The following is a 25226-nucleotide window of genomic DNA, read 5'->3' on the forward strand; positions in this document are numbered from 1 at the left end:
ACCAGAGTTCGTCAGGAACCAACCGCTTCGACAGATCAGCACTCACGACCGACATCATGCCGCACGAGCATCACACCACGTGAGACAACCTCTAAATCTCTTGGCGTGTCCGTCGCGCAATAGGTGCCCGCGCCCCAGCCGGGATCTTTCCCCAAGCTTTTCGCGAACGCACCCCTCTCGATGCGGAATCGTGACAGGGCTCACGTAGTTTCCTCCAAGACTACGCGCGTAGAAATTTTGTACGGGTAGTCTGAAGGAACCTGCTCAGCACCACACACCGGGAGTGCCAGTGGCACGCGTCGTAGTCGACGTCATGCTCAAGCCGGAGATCCTCGACCCCCAGGGCCAGGCGGTGCAGCGCGCACTGCCGCGGCTGGGTTTCGAAGGGATCTCGGACGTCCGTCAGGGAAAGCGATTCGAACTGGAAGTGGACGGGCCGGTCGACGACGCCGCCCTCGCCCGTATCCATGATCTTGCGGAATCCTTCCTCGCCAACACCGTGATCGAGGACTTCACCGTCAAGGTCGAGTCCGTAGAGGCAGTCGCGGAGGCCGCGAAGTGACCGCTCGTATTGGCGTCGTCACTTTCCCCGGCAGTCTCGACGACCGGGACACGCAGCGCGCGATCCGCGTCGCGGGAGCCGAACCCGTCGCTCTCTGGCACAAGGACAAGGACCTCAAGCAGGTCGACGCCGTGGTGCTGTGCGGCGGTTTCTCGTACGGCGATTATCTGCGCGCCGGCGCCATCGCGCGCTTCTCGCCGGTGATGGACACCGTCATCGACCAGGCGAAGGCGGGCCTGCCGGTGCTGGGCATCTGCAACGGCTTCCAGATCCTCACGGAGGCCCACCTGCTGCCGGGCGGCATGCTGGGCAACGACCACCTGCACTTCATCTGCCGCGACCAGAAGCTGCGGGTGGAGAACGCGAGCACCTCCTGGACCAGCGACTACACCGCCGGCCAGGAGATCCACATCCCGCTGAAGAACATGGACGGCCGCTACGTCGCCGACCGGCGGACGCTGGAGGAGCTGGAGGCCGAGGGGCGGGTGGCCTTCCGCTACCTGGACATGAACCCCAACGGCTCGCTCAACGACATCGCCGGCATCACCAACGCCGCCGGGAACGTCGTCGGTCTCATGCCGCATCCCGAGCACGCCGTCGAGCCGCTGATCGGTACGGGCCGTACCGACGGCCTCCCGTTCTTCACCTCGATCCTCAAGAAGCTGGTCAACGCATGAGCCGGACGCCCTCCCGTCTCTCACCGCCGCCCTCGACCGAGGCCCTCCGGGCCGCCCCCAGGGTCCTGGACACGGTCGAGCACGCGACCGAGACCCCCGACGTCGAGCTGCCCTGGGCCGAGCTGGGCCTCAAGAAGGACGAGTACGAGCGGGTGGTGGAGATCCTCGGCCGCCGCCCCACCGGCGCCGAGCTCGCCATGTACTCCGTCATGTGGTCCGAGCACTGCTCGTACAAGAGCAGCAAGGTCCACCTGCGCCAGTTCGGCGAGAAGGCCCCCGAGTCCGAGGCGATGCTCGTCGGTATCGGCGAGAACGCCGGTGTCGTCGACGTCGGCCAGGGCTACGCGGTCACCTTCAAGGTCGAGTCGCACAACCACCCCTCCTACGTGGAGCCCTACCAGGGCGCGGCCACGGGCGTCGGCGGCATCGTGCGCGACATCATCGCGATGGGCGCCCGTCCCGTCGCCGTCGTGGACCCGCTCCGCTTCGGCGCCGCGGACCACCCGGACACCAAGCGCGTCCTGCCGGGCGTCGTCGCCGGCATCGGCGGGTACGGCAACTGCCTGGGCCTGCCCAACATCGGCGGCGAGGTCGTCTTCGACGCCTGCTACCAGGGCAACCCGCTGGTCAACGCCGGTGCCATCGGCGTCATGCGGCACGAGGACATCCACCTCGCGAAGGCGTCGGGCGCGGGCAACAAGGTCATCCTGTACGGCGCTCGCACGGGCGGCGACGGCATCGGCGGCGCGTCGATCCTGGCCTCCGAGACCTTCGACGACGCCAAGCCCTCCAAGCGCCCGGCCGTCCAGGTCGGCGACCCCTTCCAGGAGAAGCTCCTCATCGAGTGCACCCTGGAGGCGTTCGCCGAGAAGCTGGTCGTCGGCATCCAGGACCTCGGGGCGGCGGGCCTGTCCTGCGCGACGAGCGAGCTGGCGTCGAACGGCTCCGGCGGCATGCGCGTCACCCTGGACGACGTGCCCCTGCGCGACTCCACGCTCTCGCCCGAGGAAATCCTCATGAGCGAGTCGCAGGAGCGCATGTGCGCGGTGGTCGAGCCGGAGAAGGTCGACCGCTTCCTCGAGATCTGCGACAAGTGGGACGTCATCGCCACCGTCATCGGTGAGGTCACCGACGGCGACCGCCTGGAGATCTTCTGGCACGGCGGCAAGATCGTCGACGTCGACCCGCGCACCGTCGCCCACGACGGCCCGGTCTACGAGCGTCCCTACGCCCGCCCGGACTGGCAGGACGCCCTCCAGGCCGACGACGCGAACAAGCTGCCCCGGCCGCAGACGTCCGACGAGCTGAAGGACCAGGTCCTGAGGCTGGTCGGCTCGCCCAACCAGGCCTCCAAGCAGTGGATCACCCAGCAGTACGACCACTTCGTGCAGGGCAACACCGTCCTCGCCCAGCCCGAGGACTCGGGCATGATCCGCGTGGACGAGGAGAGCGGCCTCGGCGTCGCCATCGCCACGGACGGCAACGGCCGCTACGCCAAGCTCGACCCGTACACGGGCGCGCAACTGGCGCTGGCGGAGGCCTACCGGAACGTGGCCACGACCGGCGCGAAGCCGCTCGCGGTCTCCGACTGCCTGAACTTCGGCTCGCCCGAGGACCCGGCGGTGATGTGGCAGTTCGCGGAGGCCGTGCGCGGCCTGGCCGACGGCTGCCGGCAGCTCGGCACCCCGGTGACCGGCGGCAACGTCTCGCTCTACAACCAGACGGGCGAGGCGGCCATCCATCCCACGCCCGTGGTGGCCGTGCTGGGCGTCATCGACGACGTGGCCCGCCGCACGCCGGTCGGCTTCCGGGAGGAGGGCCAGCTGCTCTGCCTCCTCGGCGACACGCGTGAGGAGTTCGGCGGCTCGGCCTGGTCTCAGGTCATCCACGACCACCTCGGCGGTCTGCCCCCGGAGGTCGACCTGGAGCGCGAGCGCCTGCTCGGCGAGATCCTGATCTCCGCCTCCCGCGACGGCATGATCGACGCCGCGCACGACCTGTCCGACGGCGGTCTGGTCCAGGCGGTCGTCGAGTCGGCGCTGCTGGGCGGCAGGGGCGCGCGTCTGGTCGTACCGGACGGGCTCGACGCCTTCACCTTCCTGTTCTCGGAGTCGGCGGGCCGCGCGGTCGTCGCCGTCCCGCGCTCGGAAGAGCTCCGCTTCACCGACATGTGCGGCGCCCGCGGCCTGCCCGTCACCCGCATCGGCGTGGTGGACGGCGACGCGGTGGAGGTCCAGGGCGAGTTCTCGCTGCCCCTGGCCGAGCTGCGCGAGGCTCACGAGGGCACGATCCCGGCGCTGCTCGCGTAGCAGCGGTTCGACGTGGAAGGGCCACCCGGAGGGTTCGGGCGGCCCTTTCGCATGTCCCGGGGGAACACCCTTGCGCGAGATTACGTACTTACGTAATCTCGATGGAGTGGAGCAACTGGAACAACGCGTCGCCGCTCTCGAACGGCGGCTGGCGGCACTGGAAGAAGCCGGTGACCGGCCGGCTTCTCGCCCCGGTGAGGGTGACTTCTGGGCCCTGCGGGGACTGAAGGACCAGCTCACGGAGCTGGGGGCCGCGGACGGCGGGGTCCTGTTCACCGGCTCCGTGCGGCTGCCGGCCGGGGAGCGGTACGACTGGCAGCACGGTGCGCTGACCGAGGTCCTGATGGACGCCGACTGGGCCGAGTCCGCCGAGGCGTTCGCCGCGCTCGGGCATCCCGTGCGGCTGCGGCTGCTGCGGGAGGTCCTAGGCGGTCGGCGCACCGCGGCCGAGCTGGCCGAGCTGGACGGGATGGGCACGACCGGTCAGATCTACCACCACCTGCGCCAGCTCACCGGCGCCGGCTGGCTGCATCCGGCCGGCCGGGGCCGCCACGAGGTGCCGCCGGGACGGGTCGTTCCGCTGCTGGTCGCGCTGTCGACGGCCCGGAACTGACCGGGACCGCCGCGGCCGGGACCGCCGCCGCCGGGAACAGCACGACCGAGCACAACACGGCACGAGCACAACACGGCACGAGCCAAACACGGCAGGAGCGCACCGCGGCACGAGCAGACCACGACCGAGCACACCACGACCGAGGGGGAACGATGTCCGTCCGCAAGCTCGCAATGATCACCTTCCGGGTGCTGCAACTCGCCTTCCTCGCCCTGGTGGCCGTCGGCGTCCTCTTCGACCCGGGGTATCCGTGGTGGTGCGTGTTCCTGCCGCTGGCCCTCGCCTACCTCCTGATCACCGTGGTCAACCGGTGGAACGGCGGCGCCCCGGACGCGTCCGGCAGGGCCCGCGAGCCCGTCGAGGTCGCCCCGCCCGTCTCCGGCCGCTGGTCCGCGCTGAACAGTCCGGCCAGCCGCACCCCGAGCCACGGAGTCCACGCCTACGGCCAGACCTTCGCCATCGACCTCGTGGCCGAGCCGGAGCCCGGCGCCCGCCCCGGCTTCCGCGCCCTGTGGCCGCTCGCCCGGCGTGGCCGCGACTTCCCGGCGTTCGGCGCCCCGCTCCTCGCGGTGGCCGACGGCACGGTCGTACGGGCCGACGACGGCCAGCGCGACCACCTGAGCCGCAACTCGCTGCCCGCGCTGCTGTACCTGATGATCCTGGAGGGCTCGGCGCGGGAGATGGCAGGCGCCCGCCGCATCGTCGGCAACCACCTAGTCCTCGACCTCGGTGACGGCACCCACGCCCTGTACGCCCACGTCCAGCGAGGTTCCTTCGCGGTCCGCGAGGGCGACCGGGTGCGCGCCGGCCAGGTCCTCGCCCGGTGCGGCAACTCCGGCAACTCCACCGAGCCGCACGTGCACTTCCAGCTGATGGACGGACCCGACCCGGACACCGCGCGCGGTGTCCCCTTCACCTGGCGCGGCATCGGTGTCCCGCGCAACGGCGAGACCATCGAGACGCCCTCGCCGACCACCTCGCCCGCATAGGCTCGCCCCATGCCCCCGGCCAGGAAACGCCCCCGCGCCTACGACCCCGCCCGCACCCGCGCCGCCGTCCTCGCCCAGTTCGGCAACGTACGGGCGGCCGCCCGCACCCTCACACCCGAGCAGCTCGCGCTGCCCACCCGGCTCGGGGACCGGACCGTGCGGGAGCTGGTCGCGCACGCCGGGAGGGTGCTGACCGCCGTGGACCGGCTGCTCGACGAGCCCGAGCCCGCGCGGCAGGACGGCCGGCTGCTCGACTGGCCGTTCGCGATCGGCGCCGACGCGGACGCGGACGCCGACGCCGTCGCCCGGACCGCCCGCCGGCCGGCCGGCGAGCATCCCGGCCTCGACGCCCACCTCGCCGAGGCCGAGCGGCGCTTCACCGAGCGGCTCGACACCCACCCCGGGTCCCGGCTGCTGCCCACCGGCGCCGGTGCGCTCCCGTTGGCGGACTACGTCGTCACCCGCACCGTCGAGCTGGTCGTGCACACCGACGACCTCACCGCCGCGGTGCCCGGCCTCGACATCCCGTACGACCGTCAGGCGCTGGCCGCCGCGACCCGGCTGCTGGCCGACGCGCTCGCCGTGAAGGCGCCCGGCGGCTCGACGGAGGTGCGGATCCCGCCGTACGCCGTCGTGCAGTGCGGGGAAGGGCCCCGGCACACCCGCGGCACCCCGCCCAGCGTCGTCGAGACCGACCCGCTGACCTGGGTCCGGCTGGCCGCCGGGCGGCTGTCCTGGACGGACGCCGTGACCGAGGCCAAGGTGAGCGCGAGCGGGGAGCGGGCCGACCTCGGAGCCCTGCTGCCGCTGCTGAGCTGAGCGGAACCGGACCTTCCCCGGCTCCGTCGAATCGGCGTGTGCGGGCAGAAGCGGCAGCGCGGCACGCCCCTGACCGTGGCGGCCGTCGCCGCGCTCGTCCCGCCGGCCGCCGTCTGCGGCGGCGAGCGGGACGACGACGCCGGCAGCGGCTCCGTGGGCGCGGACGGACAGCGGATCACCGGCGTCCGGTGGAGCATCGACGGCATCACCGTCGACGCCGTCCACCACCCACCACCCACCACCCACCGGGGACCCGGGACGCGGCGCGAGTACGGATCGACGAGGGCGGCGGGGCGGTGGGCAGCACCGACTGCAACAGCTTTGGCGCCCGCGCCGCCGCCGACGACGGCGAGGGCGAGGGCGAACGCGTCCGGCCGAGCGACGCCATGTTCACCGAGAAGGCGCGCGAGAAGACGCCCGCCGGCTTCGAGAAGTCCCTCGCCCGCGCCCTCGCCACCGGCTCGCCCACCACGGAGAACGAGGGCGATCGGCTCACCCTCACCACCGCCGACGGCGACACCGTGCGGCTCGGCGGATCCGAGGACCCGTCCCTGTACGGCAGGGGTGGGCCGTGGACGCCCCGGGCCGCAAGGGCCGCGCCCACCCCGTCTTCGACCGGGACGCGAGGACCGTCTCCGACCGCCTCCGCTGCAACCACGTCGACGCCGAGGCCACCGTCAGCGACGGACATATCACCCTCGGCGCCCCGTCCACCACCCGAATGATGTGCGAAGGCTCACTCATGGACGCCGAGAAGCGGATACCGGACTTCCTCGCCGGTCCGGTCGCCTACCGGATCGATCATGAAACCATCACGCTGACCAGCGAAGACGGCGCCACGGTCCGGGCTGACGCCGACCAGTGATCCACCGGGGAGCCGATATCCCCAATTCGGACCAGTGGTCGGTCTCGCCTACACTCAAAGGCGTGCCACGTGGTGACGGTCGACTCAATCACGATCTGCTTCCCGGCGAGAAGGGCCCCCAGGACGCTTGCGGCGTCTTCGGTGTCTGGGCTCCGGGCGAAGAGGTCGCAAAGCTCACGTACTTCGGGCTCTACGCCCTCCAGCATCGGGGCCAGGAATCCGCGGGAATCGCGGTCAGCAACGGCTCCCAGATCCTCGTCTTCAAGGACATGGGCCTGGTTTCCCAGGTCTTCGACGAGACCTCGCTCGGTTCGCTCCAGGGTCACATCGCGGTCGGTCACGCCCGCTACTCGACCACCGGTGCCTCCGTGTGGGAGAACGCCCAGCCGACGTTCCGTGCCACCGCGCAGGGTTCCCTCGCGCTCGGGCACAACGGCAACCTCGTCAACACCGCCCAGCTCGCCGAGATGGTCGCCGACCTGCCCAAGCAGGAGGGCCGCTCCACCCGGGTCGCGGCGACCAACGACACCGACCTGATCACGGCCCTGCTCGCGGGCCAGGTCGACGACGACGGCAAGCCGCTGAACATCGAGGAGGCGGCCGGCAAGGTGCTGTCCCAGGCCCGCGGCGCCTTCTCCCTCGTCTTCATGGACGAGCACACCCTCTACGCCGCCCGGGACCCGCAGGGCATCCGCCCGCTGGTCCTCGGCCGCCTCGAACGCGGCTGGGTGGTCGCCTCCGAGTCCGCCGCCCTCGACATCTGCGGCGCCTCCTACGTCCGCGAGATCGAGCCGGGCGAGTTCGTCGCCATCGACGAGAACGGCCTGCGTACTTCCCGATTCGCAGAAGCGAAGCCCAAGGGCTGTGTCTTCGAGTACGTGTACCTGGCCCGACCGGACACCGACATCGCCGGCCGCAACGTCTATCTCTCGCGTGTCGAGATGGGCCGCAGGCTGGCGAAGGAGGCCCCCGCCGAGGCCGACCTCGTCATAGCGACCCCGGAGTCCGGCACCCCTGCCGCGATCGGCTACGCCGAGGCCTCCGGCATCCCCTTCGGCAACGGCCTGGTGAAGAACGCCTACGTCGGCCGGACCTTCATCCAGCCTTCACAGACCATCCGCCAGCTGGGCATCCGCCTCAAGCTGAACCCTCTGAAGGAAGTCATCAAGGGCAAGCGGCTGGTCGTCGTGGACGACTCCATCGTCCGCGGCAACACCCAGCGTGCCCTGGTCCGCATGCTCCGTGAGGCCGGTGCCGCCGAGATCCACATCCGGATCTCGTCCCCGCCCGTGAAGTGGCCCTGCTTCTTCGGCATCGACTTCGCCACCCGCGCCGAGCTCATCGCCAACGGCATGAGCGTCGAGGAGATCGGCACCTCGATGGGCGCCGACTCCCTGGCGTACATCTCCATCGACGGCATGATCGAGGCGACCACCATCGCCAAGCCGGACCTGTGCCGCGCCTGCTTCGACGGCGAGTACCCGATGGAGCTTCCCGACCCCGAGCTGCTCGGCAAGCAGCTCCTGGAGACCGAGCTGGCCGCCGGGCCCGCCGGCACGGCCGCCGCCGACGCCATCCGTCGCCCGTAGCCGTCCGCCTCCCTGGCCTCCCCGCAGTACGACACGAAGGTTCTCATCGTCATGCCTGACACAACTGGTGCCAGCTACGCAGCCGCCGGCGTCGACATCGAGGCGGGCGACCGCGCCGTCGAGCTCATGAAGGAATGGGTCAAGAAGACGCGGCGCCCCGAGGTCCTCGGCGGCCTCGGCGGCTTCGCCGGTCTGTTCGACGCCTCCGCCCTCAAGCACTACGAGCGTCCCCTGCTGGCCTCCGCTACCGACGGCGTCGGCACCAAGGTCGACGTCGCCCGGCAGCTCGGTGTCTACGACACCATCGGCCACGACCTGGTCGCCATGGTCATGGACGACATCGTGGTGTGCGGCGCCGAGCCGCTCTTCATGACCGACTACATCTGCGTCGGCAAGGTCCACCCGGAGCGGGTCGCCGCGATCGTCAAGGGCATCGCCGAGGGCTGTGTGCTGGCCGGGTGCGCCCTGGTGGGCGGCGAGACGGCCGAGCACCCCGGCCTGCTGGGCGCGGACGACTTCGACGTCGCCGGCGCCGGCACGGGCGTCGTGGAGGCCGACCGGCTGCTCGGCCCGGACCGCATCCGTACGGGTGACGCGGTGATCGCCATGGCGTCCTCCGGGCTTCACTCGAACGGGTACTCGCTCGTCCGCCACGTCCTGCTGAACGAGGGCGGCCTGTCCCTGGACGCGCACCTCGACGGCCTCGGCCGCACGCTCGGCGAGGAGCTGCTGGAGCCCACCAAGATCTACTCCCTGGACTGCCTGGCCCTCATGCGCACCGCCGAGGTCCACGCCTTCAGCCATGTCACCGGCGGCGGACTCGCGGCCAACCTGGCCCGCGTGATCCCCGACGGGCTGCACGCCGTCGTCGACCGCTCCACCTGGACCCCGGGCGCGATCTTCGACCTCGTCGGCCACACCGGCCGGGTCGAGCGCCTGGAGCTGGAGAAGACCCTGAACATGGGCGTGGGCATGATCGCGATCGTGCCCGAGGAATCGACGGACGTGGCCCTGACGGCCCTCGCCGACCGCGGCGTGGACGCCTGGGTGGCCGGCGAGATCACCGGCCGGGGCGAGCACCGGGCGGGCGCCGCCCTGGTGGGCGACTACGCCGCCTGAGACGCCGCGGGTAGCACAGAACCCGGTCGGTGACAGAGTCACCGACCGGGAAGGTGTTCAGTGCAAGGTCAAGCGCCGCGTCGCTGCTGAGACGGGGACTGGCCGTCCTCGTCCTCGGCGTCGTCCTCATAGAGGTCGGCGTACTTTGCGTACACGTCATCGTCCTGCTCATCGTCCTCGAATGGCCCGCCGTTAGGCGGTTGTGCATTCGACGGCGATGCGCCCAGCTCCTCGGCCAGGCGGGAGAGATCAGTCCCACCGCTGTTGTACTTCAGCTGGCGGGCGACCTTCGTCTGCTTGGCCTTGGCCCGGCCGCGCCCCATGGCTCGACCCCCTCAACGACGGGGCTCGACGGCCCCAGAGTCTTGACACGCGTTCATGGTCCGGAACGGGCTCTCCGCGAAGAGACCGGTCCGTAGGGCTTCCACGGTACCTGAGCCCACGCCCATACGGTACGTCGCCCGCAGCACGTGGCCATGCCCAGGACCCTCGAGGTGCCCCGTCCTCGCTGGTCAACGGCGATTTTAACCACCTTTCGACGGTCGACCCGCCGGGACAAGTGAGAGTTCTCTCCAACTGCCCCCCCGACGGGTACCGGTCAAACCTGCGAAGACCCCTGCCCGGTCACCGCCGGATCACGCCGGTCACCGCCGGGTGCGTGCCTCCGCCATCCGCTGCTCGGCGATCCGGTCGGCCGCCGCGGCCGGCGGAATACCGTCCTCCTTCGCACGTGCGAATATGGCCAGCGTGGTGTCGTAGATCTTCGCGGCCTTCGCCCTGCACCGGTCGAAGTCGAAGCCGTGCAGCTCGTCGGCGACCTGGACGACACCGCCCGCGTTCACCACGTAGTCCGGCGCGTAGAGGATCCCGCGGTCGGCGAGGTCCTTCTCCACGCCCGGGTGGGCGAGCTGGTTGTTGGCCGCGCCGCACACCACCTTGGCGGTCAGCGCCGGCACGGTGTCCTCGTTCAGCGCGCCGCCGAGCGCGCAGGGCGCGTAGATGTCCAGGTTCTCCACCCGGATCAGCGCGTCGGTGTCGGCGACGGCGACCACCGAAGGGTGCCGCTCGGTGATGCCCCGCACCACGTCCTCGCGCACGTCGGTGACGACCACGTGGGCGCCCTCCGCGAGCAGGTGCTCGACCAGGTGGCGGCCGACCTTGCCGACGCCCGTGATGCCGACGGTGCGGTCGCGCAGCGTCGGGTCGCCCCACAGGTGCTGGGCGGCGGCCCGCATGCCCTGGTAGACGCCGAAGGAGGTGAGCACCGACGAGTCGCCCGCGCCGCCGTTCTCGGGGGAGCGCCCGGTCGTCCAGCGGCACTCGCGGGCCACGACGTCCATGTCGGCCACGTAGGTGCCGACGTCGCACGCGGTGACGTAGCGGCCGCCGAGCGAGGCGACGAACCGGCCGTAGGCGAGGAGGAGTTCCTCGCTCTTGACCTGCTCCGGGTCGCCGATGATCACGGCCTTGCCGCCGCCGTGGTCGAGACCGGCCATGGCGTTCTTGTACGACATCCCGCGGGCGAGGTTCAGCGCGTCGGCGACGGCCTCCGCCTCGCTCGCGTACGGGTAGAAGCGGGTGCCGCCGAGGGCGGGGCCCAGGGCGGTGGAGTGGATGGCGATGACGGCCTTGAGACCGCTGGCACGGTCCTGGCAGAGCACGACTTGCTCATGACCCCCCTGGTCCGAGTGGAACAGGGTGTGCAGTACATCAGCAGGTGCGCCGGTTGCGTCGGTCACGGTGGTGACTCCTGTGCGGGTGCGGCGGTTGGTGGCAGGCCCCGTGCGGGTGGCGGGGACTGTGGCACGAGATTAGAGCCTGGCGGTGCCCGCCCGCCGCACAGTGCCCAGGATCACCTCCGCACGGAGTACGGGCGTGCGACGATGCGCGGAGATTCCCGCGCGTTCGTGATCCGTTTCCGCAGGTTTTCGCCTCGGTGCGCGGGGGAGGGAGCAGGCGTGCCCAAGGTGTCCTCGGTGATCGTCCCGTACGCGGCGTACCTGCGCGTGTACGAACCGCTGGCGGCCTTCCCCGACGAGGAACGCGCCCACTGGACCCGGTACGCCCGCCGCCAGGACCGGCCCTCCTGCCAGGACGAGCTCCGCCGCTCCCTGGCCGACCTGCTGCCCGTCCCGCCCGTCGCGGTGCCGGTGCACGAGAGCGCCGACGCCTTCGTGACGGAGGTGGACGGAGTGGTCTGCGTCTGCCCCTGGCGGACCCGGCTGCGCGGCTGGCAGGCGCTGGGGGACCTGGCCGAGGACTTCCCGGAACCGGTTCTGGACGCCCTGATCCCACCGGTCGTACGGCGTCAGAGCAGGCAGGACTACGAGCGCTGGCTGGAGCGCAACCCGGACGCCCGTCCCTGGATCCGCACGGCCACCTGGCAGGTGCCGATCAACTGGTTCGTCCTGGTCTCCGACGAGGAGCGGGAGTACGACGAGGGCGGTGGCGGCGAGGGGACGGCCGCGCCGGTGCTGCGCTACCGGACCCCGATGGTGCAGGCCCGCCGACGGGTGGCCCGGGGGCTGCGGACCCTGCGGGAGGCCGTGGACGAGGGGCCGCTCATCGACGGCCTGGTCGACGTGGGCCGCTGGCTGGAGGAGTTCCACCCGCGTTCCCTGGTCGAGCTGGACTACGGCGGACTGGTGCACGCCCTGCCTGCCGGGGAGTTGGCGGCCGACCACTCCGCGGCGGACGTGGCCGAGGGGATCGAGGCGCTGCGCCACGGCGACGGGGCCGCCGCGGGGGCCGCGTACGGGCGGCTGGTGGAGCGCTGGCGGGCGGTCAGGGACCGGCGGTCCGCGAACTGACGTTTGACGTACCGCCCGATGTGAGGTTTCGTCTTCCGCTCCGACACATGTTCGGTGTGGCCTGATCTCTTGTCGACAAGGGACGTAGGTCCCGATCCGGGCGTATGCGTCAAGCGTGACGGACCGCACGTACATCACTCTTGCGCCGCTTCCCCCTCCTCATGCCAAAATAGGACAAGGAGCCCGGGGAGGGCTCCTTCCGTCCTGCTGTGGTGCACTGTGGGCGGAATCTCGGCATTGCACGCTTTGGGGGGTCTGATGCCAGGTCGGGTGACCCCTGATCGCTCTGTGACTGATCGTCACAAGGGCGTGACTGTCCGCTATGGCATGGTCCATCGGCTTCCGTCGCTGATGAACACCTGGGAGGGCAATTCCATCGGTTTGGCCGACGCGGCTGGACAGATGGTGTAGTTGTAGTGCCGAGGACAAGCCGTTCGTCCTATAACCGACTCGACTCGCGTCCGCCATTTCGGGCAACGCGGGCCAAGGTGCAGAATTTAGAGGAATGAACCGAGAAGGTTCGGTTCTCCCGAGGAGGCCGCTCATGACCGCTCGCACCCCTGATGCCGAGCCGCTGCTGACCCCGGCTGAGGTCGCCACCATGTTCCGCGTCGACCCGAAGACGGTCACGCGCTGGGCGAAGGCCGGCAAGCTCACGTCGATCCGCACGCTCGGCGGGCATCGCCGCTACCGCGAAGCCGAGGTCCGCGCTCTGCTCGCGGGCATTCCGCAGCAGCGCAGCGAGGCCTGAACAACCGAATAACCGGGCAGAACGGCAGGTCCCCCAACCTGCCGAGGCGCCTGGACCACAGCTCCAAGCGACGCCGTCCCTGCCCCAACAGGGATGCGTCGTCGATCGCGCTGGACTCCGCCGGGTCCAGCGCGATTTTCTGTGTCCGGTCCTGTGTCCGGCGGCGGTCCGTCGGACGGTTCTGTGAGCGGGCTTGTCGGAGTCTGGGGAGGGGTGTCGGATCGGCTGTGCGGACACCCGCGCCAGGCGGTGCAATTGCACATATTAAATTGACCAGTTGTAGGTGAGCCGTAAATGCCACGGTTTCAAAAACTCATACGGTGACACCCGTCACACGGCACGGTGGTTGTTGGGTCCGGCGCCGGTGCGCTAATGGGGGCCTGGCCTTCAGAAGGTCTGCGTGGCAAGGGTGTTGGGGCCCGCGTGGTTCACGCCGTGGACGCGCTCCCATCCTCGACGCCCCCTTGACGGCCTGTCGGAGACTGTGGCGCCGGCGAGTCCAGCGCCTGCCGCAACAGCCGGTGGCAGATCGGGCAGTGGCGCGTCACATGACCGAACGACGACGCGGCCGACAGATGTGCGCGGAGCAGGGCCCGCGTCTCGTGCCTGACCGATGCCGCCATACGCCACCTCCAGGGGCCACACGGGGGATGTGCCCTGTCTTTGGAGTACCGAGCGAATGTGACGCCGTCAAGGCCGTGAGAGGGGCGCTGAGGGCTTCTGGGGCGGGTGGGGCCGACTGGGCCGGAGAGAGCGCGATCGAGGGCGCCTTGGGGGGATGGCGGCCGGCGACCGAACGGACTGCGGTGGGGCCGCGACGAAAAAGCCCCCGCACCGAACGGTGCGGGGGCTTTTGTCGCGGTCCTGACGGGATTTGAACCCGCGGCCTCCACCTTGACAGGGTGGCGAGCACTCCAAACTGCTCCACAGGACCAGGTTTCGCGGCGCCTCTTGTGCGTTGCGCTGCGAGAAGAGACTCTACAGGAGGGTGGGCCGCCGGTCGAACTCACCCTCCGCAGGGGCCCCGTCACGGCACGAGCGCGTCGATGGCCTTCACGATCCTCTTGTCGGAGACGGGGTACGCCGTGCCCAGCGCGTGCGCGAAATAGCTGACCCGGAGCTCCTCGATCATCCAGCGGACGTCCAGCACCTGCTGCGGCACCGGGCGCCCCTGCGGCATCTGCTCCAGCAGCCACGCGTACTCGTCCCGCATCTCGTGGACCTTCTCCATGCGGGACGTGTCGCGCTGGACACCGGTCGGCATCTGCTGCAGCCGGCGGTCCGCGGCGACCAGGTAGCGCATCAGGTCCGGCAGCCGCCCGATCCCCGCCTCCGTGACGAAGCCCGGCTTCACCAGCGCGTCCAGCTGCCCCCGCACGTCCTGGAGGTTGGCCAGCAGCGCGGGGCTGCGCACGGACTTCAGACGGCGCTCACAGGCCTGCCAGGCGGCCAGCACCTGTTGCACCTGGCCCACCGCGCGGACGGTCGTGTCGACGATCTCCGCGCGGACCTTGTCGTAGAGCCTCCGGTACGACCCCTCGTCCCACGGCGGCCCGCCGAAGTCGGCGATCAGCTTGTCCGCCGCCGCCATGGCGCAGTCGTCGAACAGCGCCTGGATCGAACCGTGCGGGTTCGCGGACAGGTTCAGCTTCTGCTGGTTGGTCAGTTTCTCGGACGCGAACTTCGCCGGATTGACCGGGATGTTGCGCAGGATCAGCCGGCGCGAGCCCTTCCACATCGCCCGCGCCTGCTCGGCCTCGGTGTCGAAGAGACGTACGGAGACGGTGTTCGCCGCCGCTCCGTCGTCGACCAGCGCCGGATACGCCTTCACCGGCTGACCGGCCCGGCGCGTCTCGAAGACCCGGGTCAGCGTGCCGATCGTCCAGTCCGTCAGCCCGGAGCGCTCCACTGACTCGCCGCCGCTGCGCTCCGCGGTGGCCGCCGCGGCCTGTGAGAGGGCCTCGCGCGCCTTGGGGCGCAGCCGGAGCTTGAGCGCCTCCAGGTCCTTGTCCTCGGCCAGCTTGCGGCGCCGCTCGTCGACGATCCGGAACGTGATCCGCAGATGGTCGGGAACCTTCGACCAGTCGAAGTCCTCGGCGTCGAACGGTACTCCCACCATGCGCTTCAGTTCCCGCGCCATGGTCACCGTCAGCGGCTCCCGAAGGGGCACGGCACGGTCCAGGAACGCCTGCGCGTAGTTCGGCGCCGGTACGTAGTTGCGGCGGACCGGCTTGGGGAGGGAGCGGATCAGCTCGGTGACGACCTGCTCGCGCAGGCCCGGGATCTGCCAGTCGAAGCCCTCGTCCGTGACCTGGTTGAGGACCTGGAGCGGCACGTGGACGGTGACGCCGTCGGCGTCCGCGCCCGGCCCGAACTGGTAGGTGACCCGGAGCTTCAGCGGCCCCTGCCGCCAGGAGTCCGGATAGTCGTCCTTGGTGACCGCCCCCGCCTTCTCGTTGATGAGCATCTCGCGCTCGAAGTCGAGGAAGTCGGGCTGCTCGTGCCGCTTGTGCTTCCACCACGAGTCGAAGTGCGCGCCGGAGACGACGTGTTCGGGCACCCGCTGGTCGTAGAAGTCGTACAGCGTCTCGTCGTCGACCAGGATGTCCCGGCGCCGGGCCCGGTGTTCCAGTTCCTCGACCTCGGTCAGCAGCCGGCGGTTGTCCGCGAAGAACTTGTGGTGCGTACGCCAGTCGCCCTCCACCAGGGCGTTGCGGATGAACAGCTCACGGCTGACCTCGGGGTCGATCCGCCCGTAGTTCACCTTGCGCTGCGCCACGATCGGCACGCCGTACAGCGTGACCTTCTCGTACGCCATCACGGCCGCCTGGTCCTTCTCCCAGTGCGGTTCGCTGTAGGTGCGCTTGAGGAGGTGCCCGGCGAGCGGCTCCACCCACTCCGGCTCGATCTTCGCGTTGACGCGGGCCCAGAGCCGGGAGGTCTCCACCAGTTCCGCCGACATCACGAAGCGCGGGGGCTTCTTGAACAGTGCCGAGCCGGGGAAGATCGCGAATCTGGCACTGCGCGCACCCAGGTACTCGTTCTTCGCCGTGTTCCTCCCGCCCTCCCCGCCGGCGTCCTTCACGTCCTTCATGCCGACGTGGGAGAGGAGCCCGGCCAGCAGCGACACGTGCACGCGGTCGTCGGGCGCGGCGTGGTCGTCGTCGTTGAGATGGATGCCCATCTGCTTGGCGACCGTACGCAGCTGCGTGTAGATGTCCTGCCACTCGCGGATGCGCAGGAAGTTGAGGTACTCCTGCTTGCACATCCGGCGGAAGGACGAGGAGCCCCGCTCCTTCTGCTGCTCGCGCACGTACCGCCAGAGGTTGAGGAACGCGAGGAAGTCGCTGCTCTCGTCCCTGAAGCGGGCGTGCTGCTGGTCGGCCTGGGCCTGCTTCTCCGCCGGGCGTTCCCGGGGGTCCTGGATGGACAGTGCCGCCGCTATGACCATGACCTCGCGGACGCAGCCGTTCCTGTCGGCCTCCAGCACCATCCGGGCCAGCCGCGGGTCGACCGGCAGCTGGGCCAGCTTGCGGCCGGTGTCGGTCAGCCGCTTGCGTACGTCCTTCTGCGCCGGGTCGAGCGCGCCGAGCTCCTGGAGCAGTTGCACACCGTCGCGGATGTTGCGGTGGTCCGGCGGGTCGATGAAGGGGAACTTCTCGATGTCGCCGAGGCCGGCCGCGGTCATCTGCAGGATGACGGAGGCGAGGTTCGTGCGGAGGACCTCCGCGTCCGTGAACTCCGGGCGCGCGGTGAAGTCGTCCTCGCTGTAGAGCCGGATGCAGATGCCGTCGGACGTACGGCCGCAGCGGCCCTTGCGCTGGTTGGCGCTGGCCTGCGAGATCGGCTCGATCGGCAGCCGCTGGACCTTGGTGCGGTGGCTGTAGCGGGAGACGCGGGCGAAGCCGGGGTCGATGACGTACCTGATGCCGGGGACGGTGAGGGAGGTCTCGGCGACGTTGGTCGCCAGAACGATCCTGCGTCCGGTGTGCCGCTGGAACACGCGGTGCTGCTCGGCGTGCGAAAGCCGCGCGTACAGCGGCAGCACTTCGGTGAACCGGTACTTCTTCTTCTCCAGCGCGTCCGCCGTGTCCCGGATCTCCCGCTCGCCGGAGAGGAAGACGAGGATGTCGCCCTTGCCCTCGCCCATCAGCTCCTCGACGGCGTCGGTGATCGCCGTGATCTGGTCCCGGTCGGCGTCGTCGCCGTCCTCCTCGAGCAGCGGCCGGTACCGCACCTCCACCGGGTACGTCCGCCCGCTGACCTCGATGACCGGGGCGTCGCCGAAGTGCCGGGAGAAGCGCTCGGGGTCGATGGTCGCCGAGGTGATGACGACCTTGAGGTCGGGCCGCTTCGGCAGCAGCTGGGCGAGGTAGCCCAGCAGGAAGTCGATGTTGAGGGACCGCTCGTGGGCCTCGTCGATGATGATCGTGTCGTAGGCGCGCAGCTCGCGGTCGGTCTGGATCTCGGCGAGCAGGATGCCGTCCGTCATCAGCTTGATGAAGGTGGACTCCGGGTTCACCTGGTCGGTGAAGCGGACCTTCCAGCCGACGGTCTCCCCGAGCGGGGTGCCCAGCTCGTCCGCCACCCGCTCGGCGACGGTGCGCGCGGCGATCCGGCGGGGCTGCGTGTGCCCGATCATGCCGCGGACACCACGGCCCAGCTCGACGCAGATCTTCGGGATCTGGGTGGTTTTGCCGGAGCCGGTCTCACCGGCGACGATCACGACCTGGTGATCACGGATGGCCTCCGCGATCACGTCCTTCTTCTGGCTGACCGGGAGCTGCTCGGGGTAGGTGACGGCGGGCACACGCGCCCGGCGTTCACCGACGCGCTGTTCGGCCTTGGCCACCTCCGTCTCGATCTCGGCGAGAACGGCGGCGCGGGCCTCCGGCTTACGGATCTTCCGCGCACCCTCGAGCCTGCGGCCGAGCCGGTGCGCGTCGCGCAGTGACAGCTCGGTCAGCCGGGGGGCGAGGGTGCCGAGGGAGGGAGCGGGGTGCGTAGACATACGGCTTCCAGGATCTCATCCCCGGGAAAATCCTGGCGAACGCTTTTGCCGCGGCCGTCTACGACCAGACCCCGGTCCGAAGACCAGGGTCTTTGCCGGGGCCGGGTCCGGGGCCGAACCGCCCCCGTCTGTGTCCCCCGGGTCCTGCCCGATCCGCCTGGATCCGGCCCCCGTGCCGACACGTCAGCACGGGGTGGTCAGCCGTGGTGATCGCGGATCCGGGGCTCACCCCCGACGTGTCAGGATGCGACCCGGTCCCTCGGCCCGTCCTCCGCTGTCCGCCCCCGGTGCACCGCCGGCGCCTGTGTGTCCATGGCGATGACCGACGTGTGCTGAGCGATCACCTGCTGGTAGATGAGGACCGCTTCGACCCGGTTATGCCGGAGACCTGGTGTACACCTCGTTCTCCGGATCGCACCAGGACGCGGTCAACAAGGGCTTCGCGGCGCTCGACGAGAAGGCCGCCGCCCTGGGCCGGCCGGTGGCGGACATCGCCTGGGAGGTGCCGTACCTGCCGATCGACCCGAAGGACGTCGGGCGTTCGTACGAAGCGGTGATCCGCGTCAACTCCCAGTCCGGGAAGGGCGGTGTGGCCTACGTACTGAAGACCAACCACCACATCGACCTGCCCCGCCGTCTACAGATCGAGTTCTCGCGGATCGTCCAGAACTACACGGACGCGCACGGCGGCGAGGTGACCCCGGAACGCATCTGGTTCCTCTTCTCCGACACCTACCTCAGCCGACAGGACACCCCCTGGGGCGGGATCTCGGTCCGTGACCACCACATCGACACCACGGCCGGCGGCACCTGCCACCTCACCCTCGACGTGGACGCCACCGGCCGGCCCAGAACCCTCACCGGTGCGGGCACCGACCTGCCCGAGGCCCTGAACGCCGCCCTGGCACCCCTACGGCACGTGTCCGTCCTGGAAACGGTGAACCAGCCCCTCGACACGGCCGCCGCGCAGACTGTCTGCGTCTACGCCGAATGCCTCGTCGAGGGCGAGGTGTGCTGGGGCGTCGGTATCGAGACCGACCTCACCAGGGCCCTCGTCAACGCGGTGGTCTCGGCGGCGAACCGGCACACAGGACCGAACAGCGCAGAACCAGGAAGCCCCGGGTTCGGATTCTGGGCCCGGGGTTTCGCACCTGGACGCGGCCCCGGCGACTGGCGCGCTGCCCGCAGGAGACGCGAGAAAGCTCCGGACGGCATGCTGTCCGGAGCCTTCTCATCGCGGTGGCTGGGGCCGGGGTCGAACCGGCGACCTATCGCTTTTCAGGCGATCGCTCGTACCAACTGAGCTACCCAGCCGCGAGGTTTCACGTGAAACCTCAGCGGTCCTGACGGGATTTGAACCCGCGGCCTCCACCTTGACAGGGTGGCGAGCACTCCAAACTGCTCCACAGGACCAAGCTTCGTACGACAGTGTCGCACATGTACTGCGTGCCCCCAACGGGATTCGAATCCGAAATCGTTACCTCACTGACCTGGGGCTCTGCCGGGAAACCTGGATATACACCCCTGTTTCCATCCTCCTGTATCCGGCTCGATCCTCTTCGATCCGGGCCCTGTGCTGACGTGTCAGCACGGCTGTCAGCGAGATTGCACGCGTGATTCGAGCAGCGCGTTACTCGGGGACGGGTGTCAACATGCCTGTCTCGTCCTCGGTGCGGTTCGGGTGCTTGCGCTGGGTGCAGGCTTCGGCGCGGGCGCGGCTGCGGTCGGCCAGGGCGGCGGGCACCCCGGTGCGCTCGGTGAGCCAGCCGGTGAGGTCGGGAAGGAGACGTACCAGGACCGAGGCGAAGTTGTCGTCGTAGAAGTCGAGGATCTGCGTGGTCACCGAAGAGATCCGGTGCGGGGAGCAGGCGTAGGAGACTTCGGGGAAATCGGTCACGGACCAGCTGTCGGCCAGTTCCGCGAGTACGTCCTGTTCGGTGGGCGGTTGTTCGCCCTCGGCCGGCGCGTAGTCGTCCGGGACGGTCGGCTGTCCTGGGCTGTGCGTGGCGCGCCAGGCGCGGAATTCCGAGATCCATTTCTCCTTGGCGACGTGGTGCTTCCCAGGTTTCGGGCCCTCCGCGGCCCGGCCGTCGAGTGTGGGGGAGCTGGTCAGTTCCTGGGCCAGGCGGCGGCAGCGGTGGAACTCAGCGAACTGCTCCTCACTCTCACCGCCGGGGTGCAGGAAGTCCGGCAGGTCGGGCAGCAGCCGGGCGGCGAAACGCGGGTTGTTCACCGGGATGAGTACGGCGTCCTGCGTCGCTTCCCGCCCGGCGGTCTCGCGCCAGGCGGTCAGTGCCGCCTCGGGGCTGTCGTGGTATCCGGAGTCGACGGTGAACGCGTCGGTGGCGCAGACGTCGATGTCCCAGAGGTACCAGCGGTCCGGAACGTCACCGCTCGCGGGGAAGGGCGCGGTGATCGCGAAGCGGCTGCCGTACGCGTCCCGGCACCACAGGGCGGTACCCCGTGGCTCGCGGGCCAGGGCACCGGAGGAGTCGAGGCCGAGGCGGGAGGCCAGCCGGTCGGCGGCGCGGACGAGGTCCTGGGACACGGGGTGGGGAGAGACCCTGGCCAGGGCCGCCAACAGCTGCCACAAGTTCTCCGCGGCCGATGTCTCTTCGCCGTCGGCGGAGTTGCACGACGGGCCGTCTGCCGCTTCCGAGGCGGCCTGCGCCCTGCTGACGAGTTCCGTGGTGAGGGCGTCCAGCAGCTGGTCGGGGCTGTAGGCCTGGAGCGGGTCGACATCTTCTTCCCGCCGGGCCTCCGGCCCGGGATGCTGCGCGCTGAGGAGTGTGCCCAGGCGCAGACACAGGTGGTCCTCGATCTCGTCCAGCGAGCCCGACAGTCCGAGTAGTTCTGTGACGGCCGGCACCGTGTCCTGCCTGGCTGCCTTTTCCCGCCGTCCGTCCAAGCGGCGCCGGTGCTCGCCGAAGCGGCCGAACAGTCCGGTGTGCGGTGCGGGGCGTGTCCCAGGTGGTCGACGCCCCGAGCAGCTTTAGGCTGCCGGACGGCCGGATCGACGTGGACAAGCTGCTGAGCTCGTTCGCCGAGTTCTGGCGAGAGAACAGCGAGATCCTGGCCACCGGCTCGACCTATCCGGAGGCGGCGGCGCAGTTGGTGATGATGGCGTATCTGCATCGCATTGTGAACGGTGCGGGTTTCATCGACCGGGAGTACGGGGTGGGCCGCCGCCGGATCGATCTGCTGATCCGCCAGCCGTACGCCGGGGCCGACGGTTCGCGGACCGTGCAGCGCGAAGCGCTGGAGCTGAAGGTGTGGCGCCAGGGCCGCCCCGACCCCCTGGCCGAGGGCCTCGCCCAGCTGGACGACTACCTCGACCGCACGGAGCTGCCCACGGGCACTCTCGTCGTCTTCGACACCCGTCCCCAGGCGGCCCCGGTCCACGAACGCACCACCTTCTCCCAGCAGACCACGCCCTCCGGCCGCACCATCACCCTGCTGCGCGCCTGACGGCCGGCAACGCCATCAGATCGCCGGGCATGGCCGCGCTCCCGAAGCAGCACGGGTTCCGTTCGGCAGCCGGAGGGGCTCGGCAACCAAGGTGCGCGGCGGTGCGGTGCTGACGTGTCAGCACCGTGTCAGCACACGAAGCCCTGGAAGTCGGCTGCCGCCAGGGGCGTGCCTTTGCCGGGGCACGTAACAGAAAACGTCCCGGACGGCATGCCGTCCGGGACGTTTTCTGAACTGTGGCTGGGGCCGGGATCGAACCGGCGACCTATCGCTTTTCAGGCGATCGCTCGTACCAACTGAGCTACCCAGCCACGCAGTTCACCGAAATGAACTGCAAGCGGTCCTGACGGGATTTGAACCCGCGGCCTCCACCTTGACAGGGTGGCGAGCACTCCAAACTGCTCCACAGGACCAAGCTGTGTCCGAAAAATCCGTACACATTATTACACGTGCCCCCAACGGGATTCGAACCCGTGCTACCGCCTTGAAAGGGCGGCGTCCTAGGCCGCTAGACGATGAGGGCTATCGGCCCGCCGGGGCGCCTCACGGCGCGTCGGGGACGAGAGAAGCATAGGTGACGGCGCGGCGGATCGCCAAAACGGTTCACGGAGTGCCGGAAGCGGAGCCGGACGGGCCGACCAGCGTCGCTGTGGGCGCCGTGGGCGCCGTGCGCGACGGGGTCGCCGTGGACGACGGGGACGGCGTGGACGACGGGGACGGCGTCGCGCCCGGCTGGTTCTCCTTGGGCAGGTGGCGGCTGACCTCTGCCGTCGTCAGGCCGAGGCCGCCCAGCTTGATCTCGTCCCAGGCCTGCAGGTGCCGGGTGTCCCGGTCGAAGTAGAGGATGGACGCCTGGATGGGGTCGGGGTACTTGCCCTCGACCGCGCGCAGACCGCTGCCGCCGGTGGAGCCCTCGACGCGCAGCCGGGTGCCGTACTTCATCACCTCCATGTCCTCGTGGTGGAGGTGTCCGGCGAGCACCAGCGGCACGTCCCCGTCGACCTCGCGGGCGGCCGACGGCTCGTGGGCGACGGCCACGTCCACGGGGGTGCCGGCCGCGCTCTGGTCGCGCAGGGCGGAGGCGAGGCGGGCGCCGGCCAGCTCCTGGGAGGCCTCGGCGCCGTCCGCCCGGGAGCGGTCCGGGGTGTACTGCGGATCGCCCATGCCGGCGAAGCGCAGGCCCGCGACGGTCCGGGCCCGGCCGTCGTCCAGGACGTGCACGTTCTTCAGATGCTTCAGGTACTCCTGGGTGCCGCGCGAGTCGTGGTTGCCGCGGACCCAGACGTAGGGGGCGCCGAGGTCCTCGATCGGGTCCAGGAAGCCGTTCTCCGCCGCCGTGCCGTGGTCCATCGTGTCGCCGGAGTCGACGATCACGTTCACCTTGTACTGCGCCACAAGCGAGGCGATGATCTTCCAGCCCGCCGGGTTGAGGTGGATGTCCGACACGTGCAGGACGCGGATCGTGGTCGGGTCGGGCTGGTAGGCGGGGAGGGTGGACGTGACGTCGTAGAGCTTGGTCACGTTTGTCACCAGTCGTGCCAGTTCCTTCTGATAGACGTCGAACTCGGTCACGATGCTGCGCGCGTTGCCGACGAGGGAGGGCGCGGAGGAGAGCAGGCCGGAGAACTTCGGCTCCAGCACGGAGTCGGGGTTCCAGGTCGCGTACGCGGTGCCGCCGGAGGCGACCAGGAGGGTGAGCGCGAGTCCGCCCGCGGCGAGGGCGCGCCGGGGGCGGCGGTAGACGGCCAGGCCGAGCGCGGTGGCGCCGGTGACGACGGCGACGCAGGAGCGGAGGGCGAGGTCGAGCGTGCCGTGTTCGACGTCGTGGGCGACCTCGTCCTGGAGGCCGGAGAGGCGTTCGGGGTGGTCGACGAGGGCCTGGGCGCGGTTGGGGTCGAGCTGGTCCACGTTGACGTCGAGGCGCACCGGGGCGACGTGGCTGTCGAGCTGGAGGGCGCCCAGCGGCGACACGTTGATCTTCGTACCCCCGGTGAGCGAGGGCCGCAGGGTCATCGTCGTGTTCATGGGGCCGACCGGGGCCCGGACGTTGCCGACTACCAGCAGGCCCAGCCAGGCGCCGAGCAGGACGACGGCGACGAGGCCGGCGGCACGGGCCCAGGGGTGCGAGCGGGCGGCGAGTTCGGGGGGCGGGGACGTCGGGCGGGCGCGGTACCGGAAGGCGCGGTACCGGAGGGCGCGGGCGCGCGGGGCGTTGCGGATGGGGTTCATCACCTCGGCCAGGGCGTGCAGTGCGGCGGCGGGGACGCGGACCATTGGTCCCGTATGCCCAAGGCCGGGGGCGGATATGCGGGTCGTACTCCACGGTCGTACCCGACAATGGGCCTGTGCTGGAGATGACGCGCGAGGAGTTCGAGGAACTGGTCGCCGAGGCCCTGGACCGGATCCCGCCGGAGCTGACGCGGCTGATGGACAACGTCGCGGTGTTCGTCGAGGACGAACCGCCGACGGACGATCCCGAGCTGCTCGGACTGTACGAGGGGACGCCGCTGACGGAGCGCGGGGAGTGGTACGCGGGTGTGCTGCCGGACCGGATCACCGTCTACCGGGGGCCGACACTGCGGTTCTGCGACACCCGGGCGGACGTCGTGGCCGAGACCGAGGTGACGGTGGTGCACGAGATCGCCCACCACTTCGGGATCGACGACGCGCGGCTGCACGCCCTCGGGTACGGGTGACGCCCACGCGGGCGGGCGACGCGCCCGGGTACGGATGACGTCCACGCGGGCGGACGACGCGCCCGGATGCGGGTGACGCCCACGTGTGCGGGCACGCGCCTGCTTGAGGTGTTCGGCGACATCCCGGCGGAAGGTGACGCCCGCGCGGGCGGGCACGCGCCCGGATGCGGGTGACGCGCGCGGGTCAAGTCCGCCTCGCCGGGCGCGTGTCCTCTTGTGGGTGACGGGAGTTGGGCACGGCGACTCCTTGAACCCCGGAGGTGGCCGCCCGTGCGCCCCTTGTACGTACCCGTCCGTCTGGCCGTCACGGCCATGGCCGTCGTCGCCGCCGCCGGCTGCATGAGCGTCGGCGACGACGAGTCAGGCGGGGGCGGCAGGCCGTCGCACTCCGCCGGGGAGCGGGGCGACGAGGCGCCCGGGGAGGGCGCCGCGGTCTCCGGCGGGAACGCCGGGTACGGCGCCGCGGCCGTCGACGAGGAACACGGCAAGGGCAAGAAGGGCAGGGGCAAGGGCAAGGGCAAGGAAGACGGCAAGGCAGAGGGCGCGGGGCAGGGCGGCGAGGGCGGGAAGGGCGAGGACGCGTCCTCCCCGGCTCCCCCCGGCGCGCACCCGACCGGGGCCCGGCCGCCGAAGGGCGGGAACCACGAGCCCGAGCCCACCCGGACGCCCCCGGCGCAGCCCACCCGCACGGCAGAGCCGGAGCCGACGCCGACCCAGGAGCCGCCCGCCTCCCCGACGCCGGAGCCGACGGTGGCCGAGCCGTCCTCGTCGGCGCACGAACCGCCGGGGACCCAGCTCGCGCAGCGGGAGCCGGCACCGGCGGCCGGGGCACCGGCGTAGGCCTGGGCGGAGCGCCGCTGAGCTGGGCATGTGCCACCCGGTTTGCCTTGGGGGGTGGAGGGTGCGTATGGTGGTAGATCGTTTGATCCCATTTGCCCGGCGCCACCG

The 25226-nt window shown here is 70.4% G+C and carries 20 protein-coding genes, 6 tRNA genes and 2 pseudogenes; 16 read left to right on the forward strand and 12 right to left on the reverse strand.

Annotated elements, in window-relative coordinates:
* Positions 1-289: 289 nt before the first annotated feature.
* The 10 genes and pseudogenes from purS (at position 290) to purM (ending at position 9542) form a co-directional block, all read left to right on the forward strand.
* Complete coding sequence (gene purS / locus ACGFYH_RS29050; protein WP_393806141.1) at positions 290-562, forward strand: phosphoribosylformylglycinamidine synthase subunit PurS; 273 nt, start codon at positions 290-292, stop codon at positions 560-562.
* Positions 559-1239, forward strand: a complete 681-nt coding sequence (gene purQ, locus ACGFYH_RS29055; protein WP_393806142.1) for a phosphoribosylformylglycinamidine synthase subunit PurQ — start codon at positions 559-561, stop codon at positions 1237-1239. The genes purS and purQ overlap by 4 nt, the downstream gene beginning before the upstream one ends.
* Entirely contained in the window at positions 1236-3548 is a 2313-nt protein-coding gene (purL, locus tag ACGFYH_RS29060) for a phosphoribosylformylglycinamidine synthase subunit PurL (protein ID WP_393806143.1), read from the forward strand. Before purQ ends, purL begins: the two co-directional genes overlap by 4 nt.
* A gap of 106 nt (positions 3549-3654) precedes the next feature.
* Positions 3655-4161, forward strand: coding sequence for an ArsR/SmtB family transcription factor (locus tag ACGFYH_RS29065; RefSeq protein WP_393806144.1), 507 nt, complete (start codon positions 3655-3657; stop codon positions 4159-4161).
* A gap of 152 nt (positions 4162-4313) precedes the next feature.
* Complete coding sequence (locus ACGFYH_RS29070) at positions 4314-5150, forward strand: M23 family metallopeptidase (protein WP_393806145.1); 837 nt, start codon at positions 4314-4316, stop codon at positions 5148-5150.
* A gap of 9 nt (positions 5151-5159) precedes the next feature.
* Positions 5160-5969: a sterol carrier family protein gene (locus ACGFYH_RS29075; RefSeq protein WP_393806146.1), complete on the forward strand. Its 810-nt coding sequence runs from the start codon at positions 5160-5162 to the stop codon at positions 5967-5969.
* 296 nt (positions 5970-6265) lie between these two features.
* A pseudogene (locus tag ACGFYH_RS29080) lies at positions 6266-6433 on the forward strand (META domain-containing protein); the annotation flags it as partial.
* 107 nt (positions 6434-6540) lie between these two features.
* Entirely contained in the window at positions 6541-6834 is a 294-nt protein-coding gene (locus ACGFYH_RS29085; RefSeq protein WP_393806147.1) for an META domain-containing protein, read from the forward strand.
* Between the two features lie 62 nt (positions 6835-6896).
* Positions 6897-8423 carry an amidophosphoribosyltransferase gene (purF, locus tag ACGFYH_RS29090; RefSeq protein ID WP_393806148.1) on the forward strand — a complete coding sequence of 509 codons (1527 nt, stop codon included), beginning with the start codon at positions 6897-6899 and terminating at the stop codon, positions 8421-8423.
* Between the two features lie 51 nt (positions 8424-8474).
* Positions 8475-9542, forward strand: a complete 1068-nt coding sequence (gene purM, locus ACGFYH_RS29095; protein ID WP_393806149.1) for a phosphoribosylformylglycinamidine cyclo-ligase — start codon at positions 8475-8477, stop codon at positions 9540-9542.
* Between the two features lie 68 nt (positions 9543-9610).
* Here purM and ACGFYH_RS29100 read toward each other — a convergent pair whose 3' ends face one another.
* Both ACGFYH_RS29100 and ACGFYH_RS29105 read right to left on the reverse strand, forming a co-directional pair.
* Positions 9611-9865, reverse strand: a complete 255-nt coding sequence (locus ACGFYH_RS29100; protein ID WP_393806150.1) for a DUF3073 domain-containing protein — start codon at positions 9863-9865, stop codon at positions 9611-9613.
* 321 nt (positions 9866-10186) lie between these two features.
* A complete protein-coding gene (locus ACGFYH_RS29105; RefSeq protein ID WP_393806151.1) occupies positions 10187-11281 on the reverse strand; it encodes a Leu/Phe/Val dehydrogenase in 1095 nt (364 codons plus the stop codon).
* A gap of 219 nt (positions 11282-11500) precedes the next feature.
* Here ACGFYH_RS29105 and ACGFYH_RS29110 point away from each other — a divergent pair, with 219 nt between their 5' ends.
* Positions 11501-12352, forward strand: coding sequence for a hypothetical protein (locus ACGFYH_RS29110; RefSeq protein WP_393806152.1), 852 nt, complete (start codon positions 11501-11503; stop codon positions 12350-12352).
* Positions 12353-12896: 544 nt separating this feature from the next.
* On the forward strand, positions 12897-13103 hold the full coding sequence (bldC, locus tag ACGFYH_RS29115) for a developmental transcriptional regulator BldC (protein WP_003949541.1): 207 nt from the start codon (positions 12897-12899) through the stop codon (positions 13101-13103).
* 428 nt (positions 13104-13531) lie between these two features.
* Here bldC and ACGFYH_RS29120 read toward each other — a convergent pair whose 3' ends face one another.
* The 3 genes from ACGFYH_RS29120 to hrpA form a co-directional block, all read right to left on the reverse strand.
* Positions 13532-13726 carry a DUF6274 family protein gene (locus ACGFYH_RS29120; protein ID WP_393806153.1) on the reverse strand — a complete coding sequence of 65 codons (195 nt, stop codon included), beginning with the start codon at positions 13724-13726 and terminating at the stop codon, positions 13532-13534.
* A gap of 236 nt (positions 13727-13962) precedes the next feature.
* Positions 13963-14037 (reverse strand) — tRNA-Asp (locus ACGFYH_RS29125).
* 93 nt (positions 14038-14130) lie between these two features.
* Positions 14131-18114, reverse strand: a complete 3984-nt coding sequence (gene hrpA / locus ACGFYH_RS29130) for an ATP-dependent RNA helicase HrpA (protein ID WP_393806154.1) — start codon at positions 18112-18114, stop codon at positions 14131-14133.
* Between the two features lie 391 nt (positions 18115-18505).
* Here hrpA and ACGFYH_RS29135 point away from each other — a divergent pair.
* Positions 18506-19138: pseudogene (locus tag ACGFYH_RS29135) on the forward strand (2-isopropylmalate synthase); the annotation flags it as partial.
* 216 nt (positions 19139-19354) lie between these two features.
* Here ACGFYH_RS29135 and ACGFYH_RS29140 read toward each other — a convergent pair.
* From ACGFYH_RS29140 to ACGFYH_RS29150, 3 genes are all read right to left on the reverse strand, one after another.
* A tRNA-Phe gene (locus ACGFYH_RS29140) sits at positions 19355-19428 on the reverse strand.
* Positions 19429-19452: 24 nt separating this feature from the next.
* Positions 19453-19527 (reverse strand) — tRNA-Asp (locus ACGFYH_RS29145).
* Between the two features lie 217 nt (positions 19528-19744).
* Entirely contained in the window at positions 19745-20983 is a 1239-nt protein-coding gene (locus ACGFYH_RS29150) for a hypothetical protein (protein ID WP_393806155.1), read from the reverse strand.
* A gap of 92 nt (positions 20984-21075) precedes the next feature.
* Here ACGFYH_RS29150 and ACGFYH_RS29155 point away from each other — a divergent pair, with 92 nt between their 5' ends.
* The gene (locus tag ACGFYH_RS29155; protein WP_393806156.1) at positions 21076-21582 is read left to right on the forward strand and encodes a hypothetical protein; all 507 of its coding nucleotides are present in this window, start codon (positions 21076-21078) and stop codon (positions 21580-21582) included.
* Positions 21583-21819: 237 nt separating this feature from the next.
* On the opposite strand, the gene ACGFYH_RS29160 is transcribed toward ACGFYH_RS29155, so the two are convergent.
* The 4 genes from ACGFYH_RS29160 to ACGFYH_RS29175 form a co-directional block, all read right to left on the reverse strand.
* Positions 21820-21893 (reverse strand) — tRNA-Phe (locus tag ACGFYH_RS29160).
* A gap of 27 nt (positions 21894-21920) precedes the next feature.
* Positions 21921-21995, reverse strand: a tRNA-Asp gene (locus tag ACGFYH_RS29165).
* Positions 21996-22032: 37 nt separating this feature from the next.
* A tRNA-Glu gene (locus ACGFYH_RS29170) sits at positions 22033-22105 on the reverse strand.
* A gap of 80 nt (positions 22106-22185) precedes the next feature.
* On the reverse strand, positions 22186-23856 hold the full coding sequence (locus tag ACGFYH_RS29175; protein ID WP_393806157.1) for a metallophosphoesterase: 1671 nt from the start codon (positions 23854-23856) through the stop codon (positions 22186-22188).
* 71 nt (positions 23857-23927) lie between these two features.
* Between ACGFYH_RS29175 and ACGFYH_RS29180 the strand changes: the two genes are divergently transcribed.
* The gene (locus tag ACGFYH_RS29180; protein WP_393806158.1) at positions 23928-24278 is read left to right on the forward strand and encodes a metallopeptidase family protein; all 351 of its coding nucleotides are present in this window, start codon (positions 23928-23930) and stop codon (positions 24276-24278) included.
* A gap of 270 nt (positions 24279-24548) precedes the next feature.
* Positions 24549-25118, forward strand: coding sequence for a hypothetical protein (locus ACGFYH_RS29185; RefSeq protein WP_393806159.1), 570 nt, complete (start codon positions 24549-24551; stop codon positions 25116-25118).
* Positions 25119-25226 lie beyond the last annotated feature (108 nt).

The organism is Streptomyces sp. NPDC048392 (genome assembly GCF_043200575.1).
Classification (GTDB): Bacteria; Actinomycetota; Actinomycetes; order Streptomycetales; family Streptomycetaceae; genus Streptomyces.

Bases quoted from the DNA above. Each gene is read 5' to 3' on its own strand.
- ACGFYH_RS29075 (WP_393806146.1), top strand. From the start codon at position 5,160: ATGCCCCCGGCCAGGAAACGCCCCCGCGCCTACGACCCCGCCCGCACC.
- purM (WP_393806149.1), top strand. From the start codon at position 8,475: ATGCCTGACACAACTGGTGCCAGCTACGCAGCCGCCGGCGTCGACATC.
- ACGFYH_RS29100 (WP_393806150.1), bottom strand. From the start codon at position 9,865: ATGGGGCGCGGCCGGGCCAAGGCCAAGCAGACGAAGGTCGCCCGCCAG.
- bldC (WP_003949541.1), top strand. From the start codon at position 12,897: ATGACCGCTCGCACCCCTGATGCCGAGCCGCTGCTGACCCCGGCTGAG.
- ACGFYH_RS29175 (WP_393806157.1), bottom strand. From the start codon at position 23,856: ATGGTCCGCGTCCCCGCCGCCGCACTGCACGCCCTGGCCGAGGTGATG.
- ACGFYH_RS29070 (WP_393806145.1), top strand. From the start codon at position 4,314: ATGTCCGTCCGCAAGCTCGCAATGATCACCTTCCGGGTGCTGCAACTC.
- ACGFYH_RS29120 (WP_393806153.1), bottom strand. From the start codon at position 13,726: ATGGCGGCATCGGTCAGGCACGAGACGCGGGCCCTGCTCCGCGCACAT.
- hrpA (WP_393806154.1), bottom strand. From the start codon at position 18,114: ATGTCTACGCACCCCGCTCCCTCCCTCGGCACCCTCGCCCCCCGGCTG.
- purL (WP_393806143.1), top strand. From the start codon at position 1,236: ATGAGCCGGACGCCCTCCCGTCTCTCACCGCCGCCCTCGACCGAGGCC.